Origin of the sequence: [Mycobacterium] stephanolepidis, from assembly GCF_002356335.1 — a bacterium.
GTDB lineage: Bacteria > Actinomycetota > Actinomycetes > Mycobacteriales > Mycobacteriaceae > Mycobacterium > Mycobacterium stephanolepidis.
In genome coordinates this window covers 1,313,126-1,335,388 of record NZ_AP018165.1, presented here as the reverse complement: position 1 = coordinate 1,335,388, position 22,263 = coordinate 1,313,126, and the positions used below count along the sequence as shown (strand labels likewise).

At 64.4% G+C, this 22,263-nt stretch carries 14 protein-coding genes and 1 pseudogene; 10 read left to right on the top strand and 5 right to left on the bottom strand.

The window, feature by feature from the left end:
* Positions 1 to 8 precede the first annotated feature (8 nt).
* Complete coding sequence (locus MSTE_RS06720; protein WP_096499946.1) at positions 9 to 620, top strand: TetR/AcrR family transcriptional regulator; 612 nt, start codon at positions 9 to 11, stop codon at positions 618 to 620.
* On the opposite strand, the gene MSTE_RS06715 is transcribed toward MSTE_RS06720, so the two are convergent.
* Together MSTE_RS06715 and MSTE_RS06710 are read right to left on the bottom strand one after the other, a co-directional pair.
* A complete protein-coding gene (locus MSTE_RS06715) occupies positions 523 to 1,719 on the bottom strand; it encodes an acyltransferase family protein (protein WP_096499944.1) in 1,197 nt (398 codons plus the stop codon). The two genes, MSTE_RS06720 and MSTE_RS06715, sit on opposite strands and share 98 nt — an antisense overlap.
* Positions 1,716 to 3,512 (bottom strand): DEAD/DEAH box helicase, encoded by a 1,797-nt coding sequence (locus MSTE_RS06710; protein ID WP_096499942.1) that lies wholly within the window; start codon positions 3,510 to 3,512, stop codon positions 1,716 to 1,718. The genes MSTE_RS06715 and MSTE_RS06710 overlap by 4 nt, the downstream gene beginning before the upstream one ends.
* Before the next feature lie 90 nt (positions 3,513 to 3,602).
* Between MSTE_RS06710 and MSTE_RS06705 the strand changes: the two genes are divergently transcribed.
* The 4 genes from MSTE_RS06705 to MSTE_RS06690 are packed head-to-tail and all read left to right on the top strand — an operon-like array spanning position 3,603 to position 9,336.
* Positions 3,603 to 4,175, top strand: a complete 573-nt coding sequence (locus tag MSTE_RS06705; protein WP_096499940.1) for an LppP/LprE family lipoprotein — start codon at positions 3,603 to 3,605, stop codon at positions 4,173 to 4,175.
* 36 nt (positions 4,176 to 4,211) lie between these two features.
* The gene (locus MSTE_RS06700; protein ID WP_096499938.1) at positions 4,212 to 7,637 is read left to right on the top strand and encodes a TM0106 family RecB-like putative nuclease; all 3,426 of its coding nucleotides are present in this window, start codon (positions 4,212 to 4,214) and stop codon (positions 7,635 to 7,637) included.
* A gap of 20 nt (positions 7,638 to 7,657) precedes the next feature.
* The gene (locus MSTE_RS06695) at positions 7,658 to 8,986 is read left to right on the top strand and encodes an FAD-binding oxidoreductase (protein WP_096499936.1); all 1,329 of its coding nucleotides are present in this window, start codon (positions 7,658 to 7,660) and stop codon (positions 8,984 to 8,986) included.
* Entirely contained in the window at positions 8,983 to 9,336 is a 354-nt protein-coding gene (locus tag MSTE_RS06690) for a nuclear transport factor 2 family protein (RefSeq protein ID WP_096499934.1), read from the top strand. The genes MSTE_RS06695 and MSTE_RS06690 overlap by 4 nt, the downstream gene beginning before the upstream one ends.
* Here the strand turns inward: MSTE_RS06690 and MSTE_RS06685 are convergent.
* Both MSTE_RS06685 and MSTE_RS06680 read right to left on the bottom strand, forming a co-directional pair.
* The gene (locus MSTE_RS06685) at positions 9,286 to 10,788 is read right to left on the bottom strand and encodes a DHA2 family efflux MFS transporter permease subunit (protein WP_193442057.1); all 1,503 of its coding nucleotides are present in this window, start codon (positions 10,786 to 10,788) and stop codon (positions 9,286 to 9,288) included. The two genes, MSTE_RS06690 and MSTE_RS06685, sit on opposite strands and share 51 nt — an antisense overlap.
* Entirely contained in the window at positions 10,775 to 12,046 is a 1,272-nt protein-coding gene (locus MSTE_RS06680) for a Bcr/CflA family efflux MFS transporter (RefSeq protein WP_096499930.1), read from the bottom strand. Before MSTE_RS06680 ends, MSTE_RS06685 begins: the two co-directional genes overlap by 14 nt.
* A gap of 443 nt (positions 12,047 to 12,489) precedes the next feature.
* Here MSTE_RS06680 and MSTE_RS06675 point away from each other — a divergent pair, with 443 nt between their 5' ends.
* From MSTE_RS06675 to MSTE_RS06660, 4 genes and pseudogenes are all read left to right on the top strand, one after another.
* On the top strand, positions 12,490 to 13,245 hold the full coding sequence (locus MSTE_RS06675; RefSeq protein ID WP_096505544.1) for a hypothetical protein: 756 nt from the start codon (positions 12,490 to 12,492) through the stop codon (positions 13,243 to 13,245).
* A gap of 175 nt (positions 13,246 to 13,420) precedes the next feature.
* The gene (locus tag MSTE_RS06670) at positions 13,421 to 17,140 is read left to right on the top strand and encodes a multifunctional oxoglutarate decarboxylase/oxoglutarate dehydrogenase thiamine pyrophosphate-binding subunit/dihydrolipoyllysine-residue succinyltransferase subunit (RefSeq protein WP_096499928.1); all 3,720 of its coding nucleotides are present in this window, start codon (positions 13,421 to 13,423) and stop codon (positions 17,138 to 17,140) included.
* A 93-nt stretch (positions 17,141 to 17,233) separates the two neighbouring features.
* Positions 17,234 to 18,550 (top strand): annotated as a pseudogene (locus MSTE_RS06665) (lipase family protein).
* Positions 18,551 to 18,881: 331 nt separating this feature from the next.
* Entirely contained in the window at positions 18,882 to 20,198 is a 1,317-nt protein-coding gene (locus MSTE_RS06660) for a lipase family protein (RefSeq protein WP_096499926.1), read from the top strand.
* On the opposite strand, the gene MSTE_RS06655 is transcribed toward MSTE_RS06660, so the two are convergent.
* Positions 20,178 to 21,362 carry a PucR family transcriptional regulator gene (locus tag MSTE_RS06655; protein ID WP_096499924.1) on the bottom strand — a complete coding sequence of 395 codons (1,185 nt, stop codon included), beginning with the start codon at positions 21,360 to 21,362 and terminating at the stop codon, positions 20,178 to 20,180. The genes MSTE_RS06660 and MSTE_RS06655 overlap by 21 nt on opposite strands.
* A 243-nt stretch (positions 21,363 to 21,605) precedes the next feature.
* Here MSTE_RS06655 and MSTE_RS06650 point away from each other — a divergent pair, with 243 nt between their 5' ends.
* Positions 21,606 to 22,247: a class I SAM-dependent methyltransferase gene (locus tag MSTE_RS06650; RefSeq protein WP_096499922.1), complete on the top strand. Its 642-nt coding sequence runs from the start codon at positions 21,606 to 21,608 to the stop codon at positions 22,245 to 22,247.
* Positions 22,248 to 22,263: the final 16 nt, after the last annotated feature.

Below are 22,263 nucleotides of genomic sequence, written 5' to 3'. Positions count from 1 at the left end.
GAACCAGCATGAGTTGGTTGGGCGATACTCGGACGTCGGTCGCCGCGGAGAAGATCCTCGATGCGGCCGCCGAGCTGTTCGTGCGCGACGGCGTCGCTGCCGTTGGCATGAATGAAATCGCCAAAGCGGCCGGCTGTTCCCGGGCAACGCTGTACCGGTATTTCGAGAATCGAGAGGCGCTGCATATCGCCTACGTGCACCGAGAGGCACGAACCATCACCGCGCAGGTCACCACAGCGGTGGCCGGAATCGACGATCCGACGGAGCGGCTGGTGAGCGCCGTACTCACCAGCCTGCGGATGGTGCGTGAAAATCCGGCACTGTCGGCATGGTTCCGGCCCGGCGAGTATGTCGGCGGCTCACTCGCCTTGCATTCGGAAGTTCTGAACGCCATGGTGTCGGCGTTCGTCAACGGCACTGTCGCGGACCCCGAATCCCACCTGCGAGCAAAATGGTATGTCCGGGTGATCATCTCGCTGCTGTCCTATCCCGAGGACAACCCCGAGGACGAGCGCACTCTGATCACGCAGTTCGTTGCGCCAATGATTTCCGCAGACGTGAACCCCACACCAGCAGCATCTGCGCAGCCCGGTGAATCAACCACGACGCAGGCACGCTGACCACCATCGTCACCAGGAAAACGATCACCACCGACCCGGTGTAGACGTGGTAGTGCAGTAGGTCCACCATCACGATCTCCATCAGGATCATGTGGATGAGGAACAGCTCGTAAGAGATCTCGCCTAGCCACACCATGGGCCTCGACGAGAGAAACCTGACATACCAACCGTTGTCACCCAGCCCGGCGGGCGCGACCAGCAACGTCGCAATCACCACGTAGAAGATCGATTTGGTCAGTGCTTGCGGCAGCGCCCACGGCGAGGTGGTCGGGTCGCCGGCTATCCGCGTGGACACGATGAGGTAGCAGATGATCGCGAGCGGCACGGTCACCAACGCGTAGCACCGCACACCCATCACGGCGAGAACAGACAGAATCATGCCGCCCACGAACCACGAAAGGTAGGCCGGAAGCCACAGTTTCGCACCGTCGGGAAGGGCACTGACGGTGTACACCAGCGTCATCCATGCCGGTGTGACCAGAACCAAACCGCCCAGACCGACCAGCAGGCGCACCGGATGCCACTGGCCCCCACAGAGTTTCTTGATCAGCAGCCACGCCAAGAAGGGCAATGCGACGTAGAACGCCGCCTCGACGGCAAGGCTCCAGATCTGTGTCATGCCTTGGTGGATATAGCGATACCCGTAATTGGAGGTGTAGATCTGGGTGAGCGTGAGGTTTCGAAGCAAGCCCAGCCGGGTGTGTCCGGGGTTCGGATACTGGTCCCGGATGTGATACCACATGTACGCGATCGCCACCAGAATCCAGTACGCCGGCATGATGCGCCGAAACCTGTGCCAGGCATAGCGTTTCACCGACGGTGAGGCGGTTCCGTCAGCGGCCGCGCGCACCCACGGCAGGAACAGCAAAAAACCGGACAGAACGAAGAAGATCGGGACACCGATCTCCAAACGGGCCTGCATCAGGTGCAGATAGGCACGCCATGGGGAAACACCGTCGACGACATAGTTCCCGGTGCTGTAGGCCGCATGGGTAGCTACCACGAGGGTCGCGGCCACCGCCCGGATACCCGTGAGCGCAGCGACGCGTCCGGGACCGTGGACGACGGGGGCACTGTCAGTCGCGGGGACCGCCGTCATGGTTTCTTGGGGGACCGCTTGGGACGCTTCGCCTCCGACCGTTTGTGGTCCGTGTGCTTGTGATCTGGGCGCTTGCGATCCGAGAACTTGCGGGCCGGGCGCGCACCATCGGCCCCGCCTGCGGGGCGCAGTTCGATGAGCACACCCGAGATCCGGGTGCTCTCCAGTGCCTTCAGCGTCTTGGGCGACAACTTGGCGGGCAGCTCGACAAGCGAGTGATCGGGACGGATCGTGATGTGCCCGAAGTCGCTGCGATGCAAACCGCCTTCGTTCGCGATCGCGCCCACGATGGCGCCGGGCATCACCTTGTGCCGCTTGCCGACAGCAATGCGGTACGTCGCCAAGCCGGGGGTCTGCGTGCGCGGCTCGCGGGGCCCGCGCTCGGGGCGTTCCCCACGCTCATGGCGAGGATCGCGAGGCGGATCGGGCTTGAGCAGGAACTGCTCGCCATCGCGCGACAGTACCGCCAGCGCCGCCGCGATATCGGCCACCGGCACATTGTTGTCGCGCTCGTAGTCCTCGACGAGCCGGCGGAACAGTTCGATCTCCGGTGCCGCGAGCGCAGCGGTGATGGCATCACGGAACTTCGTCACTCGCTGGGCGTTGACATCGTCGACCGACGGCAACGGCTCCTCGGCAAGCCTGGCACCGGTGGCCTTCTCGATGGCCTTGAGTAGATGCCGCTCACGCGGGGAGACGAACAACACCGCGGTACCCGAGCGTCCCGCCCGACCGGTACGGCCGATGCGGTGCACATACGACTCGGTGTCGTGCGGGATGTCGTAGTTGAGTACGTGGGAGATGCGCTCGACGTCGAGACCGCGGGCGGCGACGTCGGTGGCCACGAGAATGTCGATGGCCCCGCTCTTGAGCGCGTTGATGGTCCGCTCGCGTTGCGACTGGTTGATATCGCCGTTGATCGCCGCCGCGGCGAACCCGCGCGCCTTGAGCTTTTCGGCCACCTCCTCGGTGGCCTGCTTGGTCCTGACGAACACGATCATCGCCTCGAACGTCTCGACCTCGAGGATCCGGGTGAGCGCGTCCATCTTGCGGGGCCCGGCCACCTGGATGAAGCGCTGAGTGATGTTCTCGGCAGTGGACGTCTTTGCCTCGACCTTGATCTCCACCGGGTCGTGCAGGTACTTCTTGGTCAGTCGGCGGATGGTGGTGGGCATGGTGGCAGAGAACAGCGCCACCTGCTTGTACTCGGGGGTGTCGGCCAGGATGCGTTCCACATCCTCGGCGAAGCCCATGGTGAGCATCTCGTCGGCCTCGTCCAGCACCAGATAGTCCAGGTGCGACAGATCCAACGTGCCGCGCTCCAGGTGATCGATGACACGCCCCGGTGTGCCGACCACAACCTGAGCCCCTCGCTTCAGGCCCGACAGCTGCACCACATATGACTGGCCGCCATAGATCGGCAGCACATTCAACTTGGGCATATGGGCGCCGTACCGGCCGAACGCCTCAGCGACCTGCAGTGCCAGCTCACGTGTGGGCGCAAGCACCAAGGCCTGGGTGTTCTTCGAGGTCAAGTCGATTTTCGAGAGGATGGGGATGGCGAACGCCGCCGTCTTCCCGGTACCGGTCTGCGCCAGGCCCACCACATCTGAACCTGCCAGCAGCGGCGGGATGGTGGCGGCCTGAATCGCCGACGGTGTTTCGTACCCCACGTCGGACACCGCACGCAGCACCTCGGGGGCAATCTGTAGGTCCGCGAAGGTGACGGCGTCATCCGCGCGTGGTGCACTCGATTCGCCGGTGTCGGGCGTGGGGATATCTGTAGAGGTCATGGCGTCAAGAAGTCTAGGCGCTATAGCGCTCAACTCCCGCCTCCGTGGCATCTTCGGTAAATGTCGGTAGTGTGCGGGGCCGTGCGAAGGATGGATGTGGTGGCCGCGCTGACCGTACTGCCGGCTGCGCTCGTCCTTGCCAGCGCATGCACCGGCGGCGACAGCACGGTATCCAAGACGCCAACCAACACCATCGCCTCGCCGTCGCCATCACCGTCATCTCCCGGGACCTCGGGCCCCACATCCAAGCCCAAACCCCCACCGTCGACCAACGATGACTGCACGGTGAACCTGAAGGACCCGGCCATCCCGGCGGCCATCGCGCTCTTACCGCCGGGACCCAACAGCGCCGCCACGTGGAATCCGGTGCCGGTCGCGGGCAACTACAACAAGTGCGCTCCCCTGTCGGCGATCATCATCACCAGCGACAGCGGAGCCACACACGCGGCCGATTCCGCCACCCGTGCAGTGTTCTTCCATCTGGGAGGCGTGATCTCCCACGGTGTCCCCGACACCTACGGTTACAACGCCATCGACCTGTCCGCGAGCACCCTGGACACGGTGGTGCTCAATTTCTCCAACGGCATTCCCGGTCTCGAAAGTGTGGTGTCGTTCCGCTGGAATGGATCTGGCGTGGAAAAGGTGCAACAGGCCGGACGGTAGCCCCGATCCGTCGGTGCCAGCACCTACAGTGATCGGGTGTTCGTCCTCGACGGCCGGGTCGTCTACAGCGCTTCGGATCTTGCCTCCGCCGCCCGCTGTGAATACGCCCTGCTGCGGGTGTTCGATGCAAAGCTCGGATGGGGACCTAAGCCCCCACGCGACGATGAACTTCTGGCGCGCACCGCGACTTTGGGTGATGCTCACGAGGCCCACCACCTTGCCCAATTGCAGAAGCGCTTCGGCTCAGGGGTGGCCAGCATCCCCTTTCCCCCCACATTCACACTCGACGGACTGAATGCCGCGGCCGCTGCGACCAAGCAGGCCTTCGACGACGGGCATCCGGTGGTGTACCAGGCCGCGATGTTCGACGGCCGGTTCGTCGGCTTCGCCGACTTCGTGGTTCGGGAGAGTCAGACATACCGCGTCTGCGACACCAAACTGGCCCGCAGCGCCAAAGTGACGGCATTGCTGCAGTTGGCGGCCTACGCCGACAGTCTGATGGCGACGGATGTGCCGGTGTCGCCGGAGGTGCGATTGATTCTGGGTGACCGTTCGACCGTCGACTATCCGGTCGCCGATCTGGTTGGCGTGTATCGCCAGCGGCGAATCCAGTTGCAGGACTTGCTTGATCGCCATTTAGCGGGAGCCACTGCGGTGCAGTGGTCAGATGCGCACGTTCGCGCCTGCTTCCGTTGTCCCGCGTGCGAGCCGGAGGTCGATCGCACTGACGACTTGTTACTTGTCGCGGGCATGCGGATCAGTCAGCGTGCGGCACTGTTGGAGGCCGGAGTCGGCACCGTCGCGGAGCTGGCCGCACGTATGGAACCGGTCCCCGATCTGTCGGCGCGCAGTCTGCAACAGCTGGTGGCGCAGTCTCAGTTACAGGTGCGCCAACAAGACAGCGGTACACCACAATTCGAGATAGCCGACCCGATTCCACTGGGCACGATGCCAGCACCCAACCCCGGAGACATCTTTTTCGACTTCGAGGGCGATCCGCTCTGGACGGAAGACGGCGTGCAATGGGGGCTGGAATACCTCTTTGGCGTGCTTGAGTACGACCGGTCCGGAAATGAGAAGTTCCGGCCGATTTGGGCTCACGATCGCCGCAGCGAACGCAAAGCCCTGACCACCTTCCTGGACCTGGTGGCCAAACGTCGCCGCCGATATCCGGGGATGCACGTCTACCACTACGCGGCGTATGAGAAGACCGCGCTGCTGCGCCTCGCCGGGAGGTATGGCGTCGGCGAGGAGCAGATCGACGAACTCCTGCGCGACAATGTGTTGGTCGACCTCTATCCCGTGGTGCGCAAAAGCATTCGCTCCGGATCCAGCGGTTATGGGCTCAAGGCGTTGGAGCCGCTGTTCATCGAATCCGGAAAACGCTCCGGTGATGTCACCACCGCAGTGGACTCGATCAACGAATACGCACGCTACTGCTCGCTGCGCGATAGCGACGACCCCGCGGCGCAGGAGGTGCTGGACTCCATCGCCGAGTACAACCGGTACGACTGCGCCTCCACGCGCAAGCTCCGAGACTGGCTGCTGGTCCGCGCATTCGAGCACGGCATTACCCACTTGTCCGCTTCTGCCGCTGTCGGCGAAAAGGAGGAGCCGGAGCCCGATGAGGTCGGCGCGGCGTTGGCGGCGTTCGTCGGCGATGCCGGTCCCACCGACCGGCGCGCCGATCAAACCGCGGCAGCCATGGTTTCGGCGGCACGCGGATATCACACCCGAGAACGAAAACCATTCTGGTGGAGCCACTTCGATAGGTTGAACAACCCCGTCGACGAATGGGCCGACACTGCGGGAGTGTTCATCGTCGAGGGCGCCGAGCTGATCGAGAGCTGGCATAAATCGGGTAATCAGCGCAAGCTCCGGCGACACGTGAAACTGACGGGCGACCTCGCCGGCGGCGTCCTCGACGACAGCGTCTACGCGCTGTACGAGCCGCCCGCTCCCGCCGGGCTCGGCGACGGGGACCCCGACCGCCGGGCATCTGGTTCGGCCACCGTAGTAGAGATCACCGAATCCGGCGGCGTACCCGTTGATGTGACGATCCAGGAGCTCACACCGAAGAACGGCGAGGTGTTCGCGGAGATGCCGATGGCCCTGGCGCCCGGCGCACCGGTGATGACCAAGGCGCTGGAGGCCGCCATCGAGCAGGTCGCCGCGGGTGTTGCCCATGGCCTTCCCGATATGCCCAGCACCGCATCCATCGATATCCTGTTGCGCCGCAAGCCCCGTGGCGTACCGCTGCCACCTGTTGGCAGCGGCGGATACGCCGGAGCCATCGCTTCCGCGTTACGGAATCTGGACTCGTCCTACCTTGCCGTGCACGGCCCACCGGGAACCGGCAAGACCTTCACGGCGGCGCGCGTCATCGCCGAACTGGTGACACGGGAAGCGTGGCTTGTCGGTGTGGTGGCCCAGTCCCACGCCGTCGTAGAACACCTCCTCGATCAGATAGTCGCGGCAGGTGTGCCCCCCGAACGGGTGGCCAAGAAAGCCTCGCCCTACAGCGGCGATGCCGCATGGACCCAGATTCGGGACAGCGACTATGCGGGGTTCATCGCATCCCATACCGGTGAGGGTGCCGTCATCGGCGGCACCGCATGGGATTTCGCGAATACCACCCGCGTGGGCGATGGCGTGCTGCGGCTGCTGGTCATTGACGAGGCGGGCCAGTTCAGTTTGGCGAACACGCTGGCAGTGGCACGGGGAGCGCAGAACCTGCTGCTACTCGGTGATCCGCAGCAGCTGCCGCAGGTGTCGCAGGGCGTGCACCCCGAGCCGGTGGACTGCTCTGCGCTGGGCTGGCTGGTCGAGGGCCATGGCGCGCTGCCCGCCGAGCGGGGGTACTTTTTGGAGCGCTCGTACCGGATGCATCCCGCACTATGCCAACAGGTTTCACAGCTTTCTTACGATGGCGAGCTCGAGTCCGCGGCCCCGACACGCAGCTTGGCCGGGCAGCTGCCCGGAGTGCGGACCCGACTGGTGGATCATCACGGAAACGCGACCAGCAGCCCGCAGGAAGCCGCGGCGATCGCCTCGGAGATCACGGGGCTCATCGGTTCGGAGTGGACCGATGAATCCGGGACCCGGCCATTGGAGCAGTCCGATGTGCTGGTGGTGGCTCCGTACAACGCGCAGGTGTTGACGGTGCGAGCCGCACTGGCCGCTGCCGGATTGGGCGAGGTGTTGGTGGGGACCGTGGACAAGTTCCAGGGCCGACAAGCGCCGGTGGTGTTCGTATCTATGACAGCCTCGGCCGTCGATGACGTACCGCGCGGGATGTCGTTCTTGCTGAACAGAAACCGCCTGAACGTGGCGATCAGCCGCGCGAAGTTCCAGGCGGTGATCGTCCGATCGCCGGCATTGACCGAGTATCTGCCGGCCACACCCGACGGACTGGTGGAGCTGGGGGCGTTCTTGGCGCTAAGTCCCGACCTGGCGCAGTAGCCCATGCCAGACTGAGGTCTATGTCCGCGCTCGTCGATGCACTTGTCCAGATTGTTGGCGATCGGTATGTCAGCACCGACGCTGACGTGCTGGCGGGACGAACAATCGATCACACCGGCCGCTATCGCGGTAGCGCGAGCCTACTGATCCGCCCCGGTTCTGCCACCCAAACCGGCGCAATCTTGAAGGCCTGCAAGGAGCACGGGAACCCCGTCACCACCCAAGGCGGCCGCACGTCCATGGTCGCCGGGACCGTTCCCGAGCATGACGACGTACTGCTGTCCACCGAGCGGCTCACCGAGATCGGCCCCATCGACACGATCGATCGACGCGTACGCGTGGGTTCCGGCGTCGCCCTGGCCGCACTGCAACAAGCCGCCGCCAAGGAGAATCTGCAGTTCGGCGTCGACATCGGCTCGCGCGATTCGGCCACCTTGGGCGGCATGGCATCCACCAACGCGGGCGGCCTGCGCACGGTGCGGTACGGCAACATGCGCGAGCAAGTCATCGGCCTACAGGTAGTTCTACCCGACGGATCAATCATGGAGCGCCACAGCGATGTTCGCGCCGACAACACCGGCTACGACCTCACCAGCCTGTTCGTCGGCGCGGAGGGCACCCTCGGCGTCATCACCGCACTCGAACTGCGCCTGCACCCGGTACCGAAACACAGCGTTGCCGCGATCACCGGGTTCGACGATCTGGATCAGCTGGTCGAGGCGAGCCGGATCTTCCGTGATCTCAGCGGAATCGCTGCCCTGGAACTCATGGACGCCAGGTTGGGCATACCGAGCCCCGTCACCAATCCATGGCTGCTGCTCATCGAACTCGCCCGCGATAGCGATCCCACCGAAGATCTGGCCGAGGCACTCGATGCCGCCGGTGTGGCGGATCAGGCCGCCGTCGGATTGGATGCCACCTCCCGCGAACGCCTTTGGCAGGTACGCGAATCCATCGCCGAGGAGCTTGGCGCGTACGGCCCACCCCTGAAATTCGATGTCGCGCTTCCCCTGACACATATCGGTGAGTTCGAGCAACGCGCCACCGCACTGATCGCCGCGACCGTACCCGATGCGATACCCGTGCTGTTCGGCCATGTCGGCGAGGGCAACCTGCACTTAAATGTGTTGCGCTGCCCCGACTCCACCGCGTTGTATCAGCCCATGATGACGCTCATCGCCGACCTTGGCGGCAATGTCAGCTCCGAGCACGGGGTCGGGACGATCAAACGTGACTATCTCGGCATGGCGCGCACACCGGGCGACATAGCCGCGATGCGCGCCGTCAAAGCGGCCTTCGATCCCACCGGATACCTGAACCCCGCGGTGCTGTTCGCCGCGCCGGCATGACGCTCACCATCGATCCCCACGGGTTCAGTCGGGACTGGTTCGCGGCGTGGAACGCCCACGACATCGACGCCGTGCTCGCGCATTTCCACGACAACGCCGTCTTTACCTCTGCCTACGGTGCCCAGATCGCCCCAGAGACGGGGGGCGGCTTTCGGGGTAAGGACGCCATTCGCGCCTATTGGGCCGATGCTCTCACCCGCAACCCCGACCTACATTTCGAACCGATCGGCACATATGTGGGCGCGAAGGCCCTCGTCATCAACTACCGAAACCACCGGGGCGACCTCGTCAACGAGGTCCTAATCTTCGACGGGGACAACGTGGTCGAGGGGCACGGCACCTACCTGTGAGGCGGCCGGTCGCATGAACAACGCCGCCAACAAGCCGATGACCAACGCGGCGATACCCAACAGCATGGATTGCGCCATCGCCGCCGAGAACGGTGCGCGCAACCCGGGCGGTAGCACACCACCGGAAGCAGAATCGGCTGGCATTGAAGGGATTTCGGCAGCCAACCGCGCCGTCATCAACGCGCCCATCGCCGAACTGCCCACCACGCCTCCGACCTGACGCAGTGTGTTGTAGACACCGGACCCGGCCCCGGCCACCTCAGAGGGCAAGTTCCGCGTCGCGGTCGTAGCCAATGGCCCCCAGATGCATGCCATGGCAGCACCGATACCCGCCGCAGGAAGCATCAACTGCCACATCTGCGTCTCGGGCCGCATCAACACCGTCCACCACAACGTCGACGCGATCATCAGCGTGACGCCGCCGCCGATCAGTACCGAAGGACGCACCCGGTCGACAAGCCAACCGGTCACCGGCGCCAATATCCCGCTCACGATCGCGGTCGGAGCCTGCGTCAACGCCGCCTTGGTCGGCGAAAAACCCAGCGCCAACTGCGTGTAGAACATCATGGGCAAACCGGTGGAGATCACGCAAAAGCCCATCGACGCGATGCCGACACCGGCAAGCGAGAAGTTGCGATCCGTGAACAGCCGCAACGGAATCAGGGGCTCACCCCTATTCGCCGACTGCCACCACACGAACACGCCCAGGGCCCCCAGACCGGCGGCCATCATCCCCCACACCCCGGGCGCCCAGTGAAAGCTCTCCCCCTCCTGCAGCGCGAACACGAACGCGAACATGCCCACAGCCGAAAGCGCCATACCGAGTAGATCCAGCCGATGTGGATGCGTCGGCATGCGCGGAATGTAGATGGCACCCAGGATCATTCCCAGCACCCCCACCGGAACGTTCACATAGAAGATCCACTGCCAACCCCACCCGTCGACCAATAGGCCACCGGCAACCGGGCCCACCAGAGTGGCGATCCCGGCGACCGCACCCCACACCCCCATGGCGGTCCCACGCCGCTGTGGCGGGAACACTCGTTGCACCACCGTCAGTGTCTGCGGGGTCAACATCGCCGCGCCGATCCCCTGCACCACCCGAGCCGCGATGAGCCAGCCGATCGATCCGGCGAGCCCGCACCACAACGAGGCGGCGGTGAAGACCGCCAATCCCGCCAAGTACATGGACTTCGGGCCGAATTGATCCCCGAGCCGCCCGGTGATCAGCAGCGGCACCGCGTAACCCAGCAGATATGCGCTGGTGACCCACACCGTTGCCGAGTAGTCGGCACTGAAAGCGGTCTTGATGGCGGGATTGGCGACCGACACGATCGTCGAGTCGAGCAGGATCATGAACAGTCCGAAGAGCACCACCCACAACGTCGTCCACGGTCGCGGATATTCGAGGTGTACAGCTCCGGAATCTGGTCGCCGCTCAGGTGGTGGCACGGCTTCTCACGGCGGCCAATCCCGCCAGAGCCAGCACAACGCCGACCATCATGACAACGGCTACGGCAAGTGCGTTGTTGCCCAGCGCGCCAACCAACGGCGCGATCACGGCTCCGACACCGAACTGCGCGGCACCCAGCACCGCCGCCGAGGTACCGGCCGCCTCACCGTGACGAGACAAAGCCAGGGCAGGCGCGTTGGGAATCACAAATCCCATGAACGCCATCAGTGTCCACACCGGAGCCACAAAGCCGACGAGCCCACCAATCCCGAACCCGGCCAGCACCAGCAGGACCGCCGCCGGAATCAGAGCCAGCGCCAGGCACCACTGCACGATCTGCTGCGGTTCGAATCGTTTGAGCAACACCACGTTCAGCTGGGAAGCCGCCACAAACGCAATGGCGCCGGCGCCGAACGCGATCGCGAACATCTGCTGATTCATGCCGTACTGGCCCTGCAGCACAAACGATGCACCCGAGATGTAAGCGAACAGGCCTGACAGCGAGAGCCCGGCGACGAGCGCCAGGACCACGAACACTTTGTCGCGCAGGAGATCGCGATAGGTCAGCAAGATGGCCCTCACCTGCAATGGCCGCCGGGCCGCCGGCGGCAGCGTCTCCGGCAGCGCCAGGACGGCCAGGATGAGCAGCAGCACTCCCAGAAATGACAGGGCCGCGAACACGTGCTGCCATGACCCGTGCACCAGCACGGCCGCACCCAGCGATGGCGCGAGGATGGGCGCGATGCCGATCACCAGCGTGAGTCGGGAGATCACGGTGGCTGCCGCCTTATCGGTGTAAAGGTCGCGCACCACGGCCATCGCCACGACCATTGCCGCCGCCGCACCCACGCCCTCGATCGCCCGCAACACACCCAGCACCACGATGTTCGGAGCCACAGTGATGGCCAACGACGCCACGATATGCAGGCTCGCTCCGGCGATCAGCGGCAGACGCCGACCCAGCGAATCCGATAACGGACCGACGAGGAGCTGTCCCAGCCCCAAGCCCAGCAGCGTCCCGGTCAGTGTCAGCTGAGTCAGCGTCGAGTTGACGTGCAGATCTGTCCCGATATCGGGCAGCGCCGGGAGGTACATGTCGATGGTGAGCGGCCCCAGGGCAACCATCGCACCCAACGCGGTGATGAGCCACGCCCTGCCCAACCGAGTGGTGGGGGGCGAGACCGAATCGACCGGTGTCGGAGCGTCCGTGGTCGTCTCACTCCGGGCAGCTGTCATCTCAGTGGTCAGCGTTCGCACGCCGTAAAACCTTCCGTTTTCTCAACAAATGTGAGTTGCATCTCACCGATTCCATGCCCAGGGACGATGTGATGAGACGCCCCCGGTACCAGTCCTGCACCATATCCCCATTGACGTCGCCGAACCCCTGGCGCGACCCGAATCAGTCAATCAATGCCGCCGATGCGGCCAGCAGTGCCTCCACCGCGTTTCCGCGAGGATTCCAGCCGCTACGACTTTGCTCGCCGCTGTCCGAATCCGTCTCACGCCCTGCCGGCCCGACCCGACACCTTCGGTGAGCAAAAGCGCTGGATGAGGTCGAACAGTCATCTGAAACACACCCGGCGGAGCCCGGGCGCAGGAACGAAAAGCGCTCGTCATTCGTCTTCATTACTGTGAAGACAAAATCTTCGCTCACAACCAGTGGACCCATCCAGCCCACCGCACTGAAGGAACACACGCCGATGAGCACTCGCTTCACCGAACCGCAGCGGCAGCTCGCCCTGGGAGGCAAGGGCAAAGAACCCAAAGTCGGAGCCTCCGGCAAGCTGCTCTCGCTGATCCTGGACCAGAGCACCAAAGTTCAGGAGCCAGCGGTCCGCGCGTATGTCCAGAAGCTACGAGCCGCCCACCCCGGCGCAGCACCCGGCGACGTCATCACCATGTTGGAGAAGCGTTATCTGGCGACGGTGATGGGCAGCGGCGCAGCAGTCGGCGCCGCCGCCGCCTTCCCCGGGGTAGGCACTCTGGCGGCGTTGTCGGCCACAGCCGGGGAGGCCGTGTTGTTCCTGGAGGCGACGTCCCTGTTCACCCTCGCGCTGGCGGCGGTCCACGACATCGAGGTCGCCAAGATCGAACATCGGCACACGCTGGTGCTCGCTGTCCTGCTCGGCGAGGACGGCGAGACGACCGTCTCGGATGTGCTGGGCAAGGAACGCGCCGTCGGCGGCGGCTGGCTGGCCGAGGCAACCTCGACGCTGCCGGTGCCCGCGCTCAGCCACCTCAACGCCACCCTGCTCAAGCGGTTCACCAAGAAGTTCGCGGTGAAACGCGGCGCGATGGCGTTCGGCAAGCTGTTGCCGGCCGGGATCGGCGCCGTCATCGGCGCTGGTGGCAACCGGTTCATCGGCAAACGGATAATTACCAACGCACGTAATGCCTTTGGCCCGCCACCGACCGTGTGGCCGGTGCAACTGCGCTTGGTCGCGCCCAAGAGCTAACGACCGGAAGGGTTGGCTGTTCACGGTCCAGCCACCCTTCGGCCATCAGCGGCGCCGATGATGTCGCCTCTGTCATATCACCGTGACACCTCACCCCTTTTGGCGACGCGTTAGCCTGGTACCGGTCGCTGAACGGACTGAATACCGAACGAGACGGAGCGAGGCGAAGACTGCCGTGAACGGTTCAAATCCCCAATTCGGGCAGAACGAATGGCTGGTCGAAGAGATGTACCAGCGATTCAAGGAAGACCCGTCCTCGGTGGACTCCAGCTGGCACGAATTTCTTGCCGACTATGTGGCCGAGCCCGCCACCGATGTCACCAACGGCCAGTCCGCCGCGCCCGCGCCCGCCCCTGCGCCACCAGTGACCCCCGCGCCCGCGGCACCGGCTGCCCCCGCACCGAAACCGGCCGCCGCCCCAGCCCCCGCACCGAAACCGGCCGCCGCTGCCGCCCCGGCACCGAAGCCGGCCGCCGCTCCTATCCCGTCCGCCGAAGGTGACGAGACCCAGGTGCTGCGCGGCGCCGCCGCGGCCGTCGTGAAAAACATGTCGGCGTCCCTGGAAATCCCGACCGCCACGAGTGTCCGGGCCGTCCCGGCCAAGCTGATGATCGACAACCGCATCGTCATCAACAATCACCTCAAGCGCACCCGCGGCGGCAAGATCTCCTTCACGCATCTGCTGGGCTACGCCATCGTCCAGGCCGTCAAGAGCTTCCCGAACATGAACCGGCATTTCGCCGAAGTGGACAGCAAGCCGGTCGCCATCACCCCCGCACACGTGAACCTGGGTCTGGCCATCGACCTACCCGGCAAGGACGGCAACCGCACCCTGGTGGTGGCAGCCATCAAGGGATGCGAGGAAATGGCTTTCGGCCAGTTCATCAACGCCTACGAGGACATCGTGCGCCGGGCCAGGGACGGCAAGCTCACCGCCGAGGACTTCTCCGGGGTCACCATCTCACTGACCAACCCGGGCACCATCGGCACCGTGCACTCCGTGCCGCGTCTCATGCGCGGGCAAGGCGCCATCATCGGCGCCGGTGCGCTCGAATACCCCGCGGAGTTCCAGGGCACCAGCGAGGAGCGCATCTCCGATCTGGGCATCGGCAAGCACATGACGCTGACGTCCACCTACGATCACCGCATCATCCAGGGCGCCGAGTCCGGCGACTTCCTGCGCACGGTGCACCAGCTGCTGCTCTCCGACGACTTCTTCGATGACATCTTCCGCGAGTTGGGCATTCCGTACGAGCCGGTGCGCTGGCGCATCGACAACCCCGACTCCGTCGTCGACAAGAACGCCCGAGTGCTGGAACTGATTGCGGCATACCGCAACCGGGGCCATCTGATGGCCGACACCGATCCACTGCGTCTGGACAAGACCCGCTTCCGCAGCCACCCCGATCTGGATGTGCTCAGCCACGGGCTGACCCTGTGGGACCTGGACCGCGAGTTCAAGGTCTCGGGATTCAAGGGCCAGGAGTACATGAAGCTGCGCGACGTGCTCTCGGTGCTGCGCGACGCGTACTGCCGGCACGCCGCGGTGGAGTACACGCACATCTTGGAGCCCGAGCAGCAGAAGTGGCTGCAGGAGCGCATCGAGGTCAAACACGACAAGCCGACCGTGGCCGAGCAGAAGTACATCCTCTCCAAGCTCAACGCGGCCGAGGCATTCGAAACCTTCCTGGCCACCAAATATGTTGGGCAGAAGCGCTTCTCACTGGAAGGCGCCGAGGGCGTCATCCCCATGATGGATGCGGTCATCGATCAGAGCGCCGAGCACAGCCTCGACGAAGTGGTCATCGGCATGCCGCACCGCGGCCGGCTGAACGTGCTGGCCAACATCGTCGGCAAGCCGTACTCGCAGATCTTCACCGAGTTCGAGGGCAACCTGAACCCGGCGCTGGCCCACGGCTCCGGTGACGTCAAGTACCACCTGGGAGCCTCCGGCACCTACATCCAGATGTTCGGCGACAACGACATCGAGGTGTCGCTGACGGCCAACCCCTCGCACCTTGAGGCTGTCGACCCGGTACTGGAGGGCCTGGTTCGCGCCAAGCAGGATCTCCTCGACGTCGGCACCGATGGTGGCCGCTTCACCGTGGTGCCGTTGATGCTGCACGGTGACGCCGCATTCGCCGGGCAGGGCGTGGTCGCTGAAACCCTGAACCTGGCCAACCTGCCCGGCTACCGCACCGGCGGCACCATTCACATCGTGGTGAACAACCAGATCGGTTTCACCACCGCGCCGGAGCATTCCCGCTCCACCGAGTACTGCACCGATGTCGCGAAGATGATCGGCGCCCCGATCTTCCACGTGAACGGCGACGACCCCGAGGCCTGCGTCTGGGTGTCACGCCTGGCCGTCGACTTCCGGCAGAAGTTCAACAAGGACGTCGTCATCGACCTCGTCTGCTACCGCCGTCGCGGTCACAACGAGGGCGACGATCCGTCGATGACCAACCCGCAGATGTACGAGGTCATCGACACCAAGCGCGGTGTACGTAAGACCTACACCGAATCCCTCATCGGCCGCGGCGACATCTCGATGAAGGAAGCCGAGGACGCCCTCCGCGATTACCAAGGCCAGCTCGAGCGGGTGTTCAACGAGGTCCGTGACCTGGAGAAGTACCAGCAGCGGCCCAGCGAGTCGGTGGAAGAAGACCAGCAGCTCCCGCAGAAGCTGGTCACCGCCGTCGACAAGACACTGCTGCAACGCATCGGTGACGCCTTCCTGGCGGTACCCGAGGACTTCAGCGTGCATCCGCGCGTCAAGCCCGTGCTGGAAAAGCGTCGCGAAATGGCCTACGAGGGCAAGGTCGACTGGGCCTTCGGCGAGCTGCTGGCATTCGGCACCCTGGTCGCCGAGGGCAAGGTAGTGCGGTTGTCCGGCCAGGACTCCAAACGCGGCACCTTCACCCAGCGCCATGCGGTGATCATCGACCGGCACAACGGCGATGAGTTCAGTCCCTTGCAGCTGGTCAGTGTCGACGCCGAAGGCAACCCCACCGGCGGACACCTCGTGGTGCATGACTCATCGCTGTCCGAATACGCGGCCGTCGGCTTCGAATACGGCTACTCGGTGGGCAACCCCGATGCAATGGTGTTGTGGGAGGCTCAGTTCGGCGACTTCGTCAATGGCGCGCAATCGATCATCGACGAGTTCATCTCCTCCGGCGAGGCCAAGTGGGGACAGCTCTCCGAAGTGGTGCTGCTACTCCCCCACGGCCACGAGGGACAGGGCCCCGACCACACCTCGGGCCGTATCGAACGGTTCCTGCAGCTGTGCGCCGAAGGTTCGATGACGGTCGCGATGCCCTCGACACCCGCGAACTACTTCCACCTGTTGCGCCGGCACGCGTTGGACGGCATCACCCGGCCGATGGTGGTTTTCACACCGAAGTCCATGCTGCGCAACAAGGCTGCGGTCAGCGATATCAAGGACTTCACCGACCGCAAGTTCCGCTCTGTCCTCGAAGAAGCCAACTACGAGGACGGGGTCGGCGATCGCAGCAAGGTTCGCAGGATTCTGCTGACCAGCGGCAAGCTGTACTACGACCTGCTGGCACGTAAGACTGCCGACAAGCGTGACGACGTTGCGATCGTGCGCATCGAGCAGCTGTACCCCATCCCGCGTTATCGCCTGGAGGAGACCCTCAGCCGTTATCCGGATGGCGCACAGTACATCTGGGTACAGGAAGAGCCTGCCAACCAGGGCGCCTGGCCGACCTTCGGTCTGAACCTGCCCGAGGTGGTGCCGCGCCTCGCCGGTCTGACCAAGATCTCCCGACGTGCCATGTCGGCGCCGTCGTCCGGTTCCTCGAAGGTGCACGCCGTCGAGCAGCAGGAGATCATCGACGAGGCCTTCGCCCCCACATCTGCACAGGAGTGATTGAACCCAAGGTCAGGCCCGCCCCTTAGGGGGCGGGCCTGATTCATTCTTGGACCTCTGTCCCGTTGCGCGCGTGTTCAATACGCTGCGCCAATGACGGCCAAGACCGCACCCGCAATCGAACCCATAACACTGCCGGTGGAGGAATGGCCACCGCTCAGCGGTAAGCCCAGGCCCTCACCCGAGGACCCGTTCTATTGCCCTCCGTCCGGCTGGGAAAACACACTGCCCGGAAGTCTGTTGCGGCGCAGGAAAGCTCGGATTGCACTGTTCGGGGTCATCCCCCTGCGCCTGCAGGCCTGGCACCTGCTCTACCGCACGACAGATCTCCACGGCGCGCCTGAGACCACCGTCACGACGGTATTGGTTCCCCGCGATGCACATGAGACGTCGCCGATTCTGGCCTACCAATGCGCCATCGACGCGGTATCCCCGCGTGCGTTCCCCTCCTATGGCCTGCTTCCGCATACGTTCGGGCTCAACCAGACCCAGAACGAACTACTGTTGATGGTGGCAGCACTCGCCCGCGGTTGGATCGTTTCGGTGAGTGATCACGAAGGGCCACAAGGACTATGGATGGTGGCCCGGCAGCCGGGGTATCACGTGCTGGACGGTGTGCGAGCTACCTTGAACGCCAGTGGCACGCACGGCATACCCCAGCTCCCCGTCGATGTCCCCGTCGGATTCTGGGGATATTCCGGAGGCGGGACGGCGAGCACCTGGGCGGCCGAAATGGCGCCTGTCTACGCACCAGAACTCAATGTCGTCGGAGCTCTACTCGGCGCTCCCGCAGCCCAGCCGGGCGCGCTGGTGCAAAAACACAGCGGCAGATTCGCCTCGGGACTCATCCCACCGGTGCTGGCCGCGATGATGCGAGCGCACCCGAGTGCACGCGAATTCCTCGGCGGGCACCTGAACCGGCGTGGCCGTCAGATCATCACCAAAGCGGCGGAGGTGGGCCTGGTCGAATCGGCCATACGGTGACCCTTCAAGAACTTCGACATGCTCGTCGATCGGCCCGTCGAGGAATTGATGAATGCTCCCGAACTCAGCTCCATCACCGAGGAAATGCGTCTGGGGCAACGCACACCCGGCGCACCGGTCTACCTGTACCACGCCGTCCATGACCAGCTGCTACCGATCACGGCCTCCGACAGGCTGGCACGGGACTACATCGAGGGCGGCACGCATGTCACCTACCGGCGCGACCGGACCACCGAGCACATCCTGCTCGCCCTGCTCGGCGGCAGTGACGCCCTCGGGTGGTTGGCTGCGCGGTTAGCGGGCAGACCCTTGCCGCCCGAACCGGACGTCCGCACCGTGATATCGACGTCATTGAACTTCCGCGCCGTGCGGAGCCAGCTGCGCTGGCAATGGGGAATCCTGAAGCTGTTCGTCGGGCGCCTGTAGGTACCGCATCAGTGGCCCGTCCTTTGCGTCGAGAAATTAACCAGTGTGTTCATTTTGGGTTGCAGCATTCCTCGCCAGCAACCCTCTGGACAGCAATGATGTCGGCCCGTGTATCCTGAGAATGGTCTCGAGGTTGACTTCGGCCGTTTGCCTAATCGGTGATGAACCACAAGGTCGAACTAGCGCCTTGGTGGGTAACCCCGATTCAACGTCGATTCGTTGCCACGAATCATTCTTGTTGAATACGCTGCGCGAATCCCCTGATTCTTCTTCGGGCATCAGCACAGCCCATCGATTCACCCGGGATGACAAGAGCGAGGACAGGAGCCAGATGACAGCCGGCACTGCGCCCACGTCGGCCCCGGCGACCCAGCCAGTCGAGGCCTGGCCGATGCAACTTGGCAAGCCACTACCGTCGCCACAGGACCCGTTCTTCCGTCCCGCCGACGGCTGGGAGAAGGCCGCACCCGGAACACCCCTGCGCCGCCGGCGAGTTCAGATCGGCTTCTTCGGGCTCTTCCCGCTGAAGCTGCATGCCTGGCAGGTGCTCTATCGCAGCACCGACCTGCACGGGGCGCCGGAGACCACGGTGACCACGGTGCTCGTCCCCAAGAACGCGACATCGGAATCTCCGCTGCTGGCCTTCCAGAGCGCGATCGACGCCGTCACCCCCAAGAGGTTCCCCTCCTATTACCTGCAGCACCGCACCTTCGGTATCAACCAGTCGCAGAACGAGTTTCTGCTGGCGGTTGCCGCGCTCCAACGAGGGTGGATCGTCACCATCAGCGATCATGAGGGCCCGAAGGGCCTCTGGATGGCGCCCAAACAACCCGGCTACCACGTGCTGGACGCGCTGCGCGCCACCATTGCCGCTTCGGGCGAGGACGGCATCCCGCGCCTGACCAACCACACACCAACCGCGGTGTGGGGCTACTCAGCCGGCGGTAACGCCACCGCGTGGGCCGCCGAACTCGCCGGTGAGTACGCGCCCGAACTCAACCTGGTCGGGGCGTTGATCGGTGCGCCCGCACCCCAACCCGGACCCCTCATGCACCAGCTCAGTGGCCAGTACTCGTCGGGCCTCATCATCATCGTGCTGGCGGCAATGATGCGGGTGAGCCCATCCATCCAGGATTTTCTGCAGAAGCACCTCACCAAAAGAGGCCGCCGGATGGTCGAGAAGGCCGAGCGTCTTACCGTCATCCAGGCGCTGCTGTACTGGCCATTTCTCAACTTCAACAGGATCTTCGATCGCCCGCTCGAAGAGGTGATGGACACCCCGGAAATAGCCGCCCTCACCGACGCGATGACGCTGGGGCTGCGCACCCCGACCGCACCGATCTATCTCTACCACTCGATCCACGATGTCTTGTTGCCGGTTTCCAGCACGGACCAGCTCGCCGAGGACTACATCGCCGGTGGCGCACAGGTCACCTACCGGCGCGACCGTGCCAGCGACCGCGTCTTCTTGTTACTGTCCGGCGGCCATGACGCGCTCGGCTGGCTTGATGAACGCATGCGCGGCAAGACATTACCCACGCGACCCGATGTCCGGACCGTGTTATCCACGGTCCTCTCGACACGCGCCCTGATCATGTACCTCCGACAGATCGTGGCAGTGGTGAAGCTACTTGCCGGACGACTGTGACGGCATACCTCCGGAGGTTCTGACCGCCAGTAGGGCCGCCGCCAATGTCCGTGCGGCAGAAGGCTGCGCGGGATCCAGGCCGGTGAGTTCGGCGACGCGGCGCAACCGATAGTCGAGGGTATTCGGATGCACATGCAGCGATTTGGCCGCGAGCTGCCGCCCGTGCTCGTGTTGCAGATACGCACTGAGTGCCTGCTGCAAGTGCGGGTGGGCCGCGAGTGGCTGGATGGTGGCGGCAAGTAACTCTCGGGCTCTCCCCGGGCGAGTGATCTGGTACTCCAACAGCAGATCGGAGAGCCGGTACGCACCCGGCGCTCGACCGAGCCGTAATGCGAGTAAAGCCAATTCGCGTGCTTCATCCGCTGCGGCGGCGATCTCATCGGGGTCGGTCGCATCGGCGACTCCGAGCGTGACCGGTCCCCCGGCCACCTCGGAGAACAAGGGCAGCAGCGACTCCACCGCACCCACCGCAGGCAGCAAGATGGTGCCGCCACGGCCGTCCAGGGAGGTGAGCACGGGTTCGCGTGCACGCTCGTCGACGATGTCCTGCACCAGGTGCGCACGTCTGCGCGCCACCACGGTGTTGGCCGCGGGTTCGGGCATGTACAGGAACAGCACGTTGTACGACAGTGCGAGCGTGACACTGGCGCGTTCAGCGGCGTCGGTCCACGGCTCCCCCTTGACCAAAGCATCGAAGAGATCGCGCCGGGCCTCGGTTGTCGCACTGTAAAGACCTTGGCGCTCTTCGAGATACGCGGCGGTTACGGCAGGAAGCATCAGTTGCAGATATCGCTGCACCTGCATGCTGATGGTCAATACCTGATCGAACTCGTCGGGGGTGGCCAGCTCCCGGAGTGTCTCTATGCCGACCCGTGCGGCGACGTTGTAGACGGCCAGGATCGCCGGAAGCGGGATGTCCTCCTGCGCGCGCCGGGACGCAGCCAGGATCGACACCGCGAATTCGTCTTCGGTGGGCGCCCGCGATTCCAGCATCACCCGAGAGAAGATTCGGAAGTGCTGCTTGGTGAACTCGGTGATCTCGCCGTCGAGAACCTCGCGCGGCAGCATTCCGTAGTACGGCACCTCGGAAGCGAAGCAGTCCACCGCGCGGCGCGCCGTCTCCGGCAGCCGACGCATGAACCGATCACTGAGTGACGCCGTCATCAGCGGACTCCAACCTTCTCCCACTGCATCGTGGAATACCCGTATCCCTCACCGATCACATCCGTGAGACCCTTGCGCACCCTACCGTCCTGTACCCGAGTTGGGAGGTTTGCTCGAAGGTTCACCGCACCGGTTCGCCGGTTATTGGGGCCGGTCATAGCTTTCGGGCGTGGGCCTCGTATCTTTCACAAAGATCAGGACGAGTCACCGACCTTCCGCGGGCGCCGATCCTAGGTTTCAACGATGACTGCCATCGCCCCACGGCGTTCACTCAATAATCTGGTCACGCGGTATTGGACCGTGATGTCGAAGGTGTACAACTTCCCGCTCGTGCAACGCCACATCTACAGCCCCGCGCAAAACGACACCATTAGGCAACTACGCGCACACGGCGCTCGACGGATTGCCGATATTGCCTGTGGTACAGGAATACTGGCGTCACGAATTCAATCCGAGCTTCACCAACCATCCGTCTTCGGGATCGACATGTCCGATGGCATGCTCGCCAAGGCACGCGCACGGACCACCGACGTCCAGTGGAGGAAGGCACCCGCGGAGCAGCTTCCATTCGAGGACGGTGCTCTCGACGCGGTCGTCACAACGTCGGCATTCCATTTCTTCGATCAGCCCGCCGCTCTGGCAGAGTTCTATCGAGTGCTCGCCCCCGGCGGCATGGTGTCGGTCGCCACGATCTGCCCGAGGGAGCGCCGCTGGATGCGACGCGGAACCGGGGAACGCGGACCGGCGCACTTTCCCACAGCCCGCGAAATGGAGCGGCTGTTCTCGCGTGCCGGGTTCGACGTCGTCGTGCATCGCCCGGTGGAACGCCCGTTCACGCCACCCCTGGTGTCGGTCGACTGGATATGCGTTGGCCTCAAGGCCTGACCCTCACCTGCCCGGC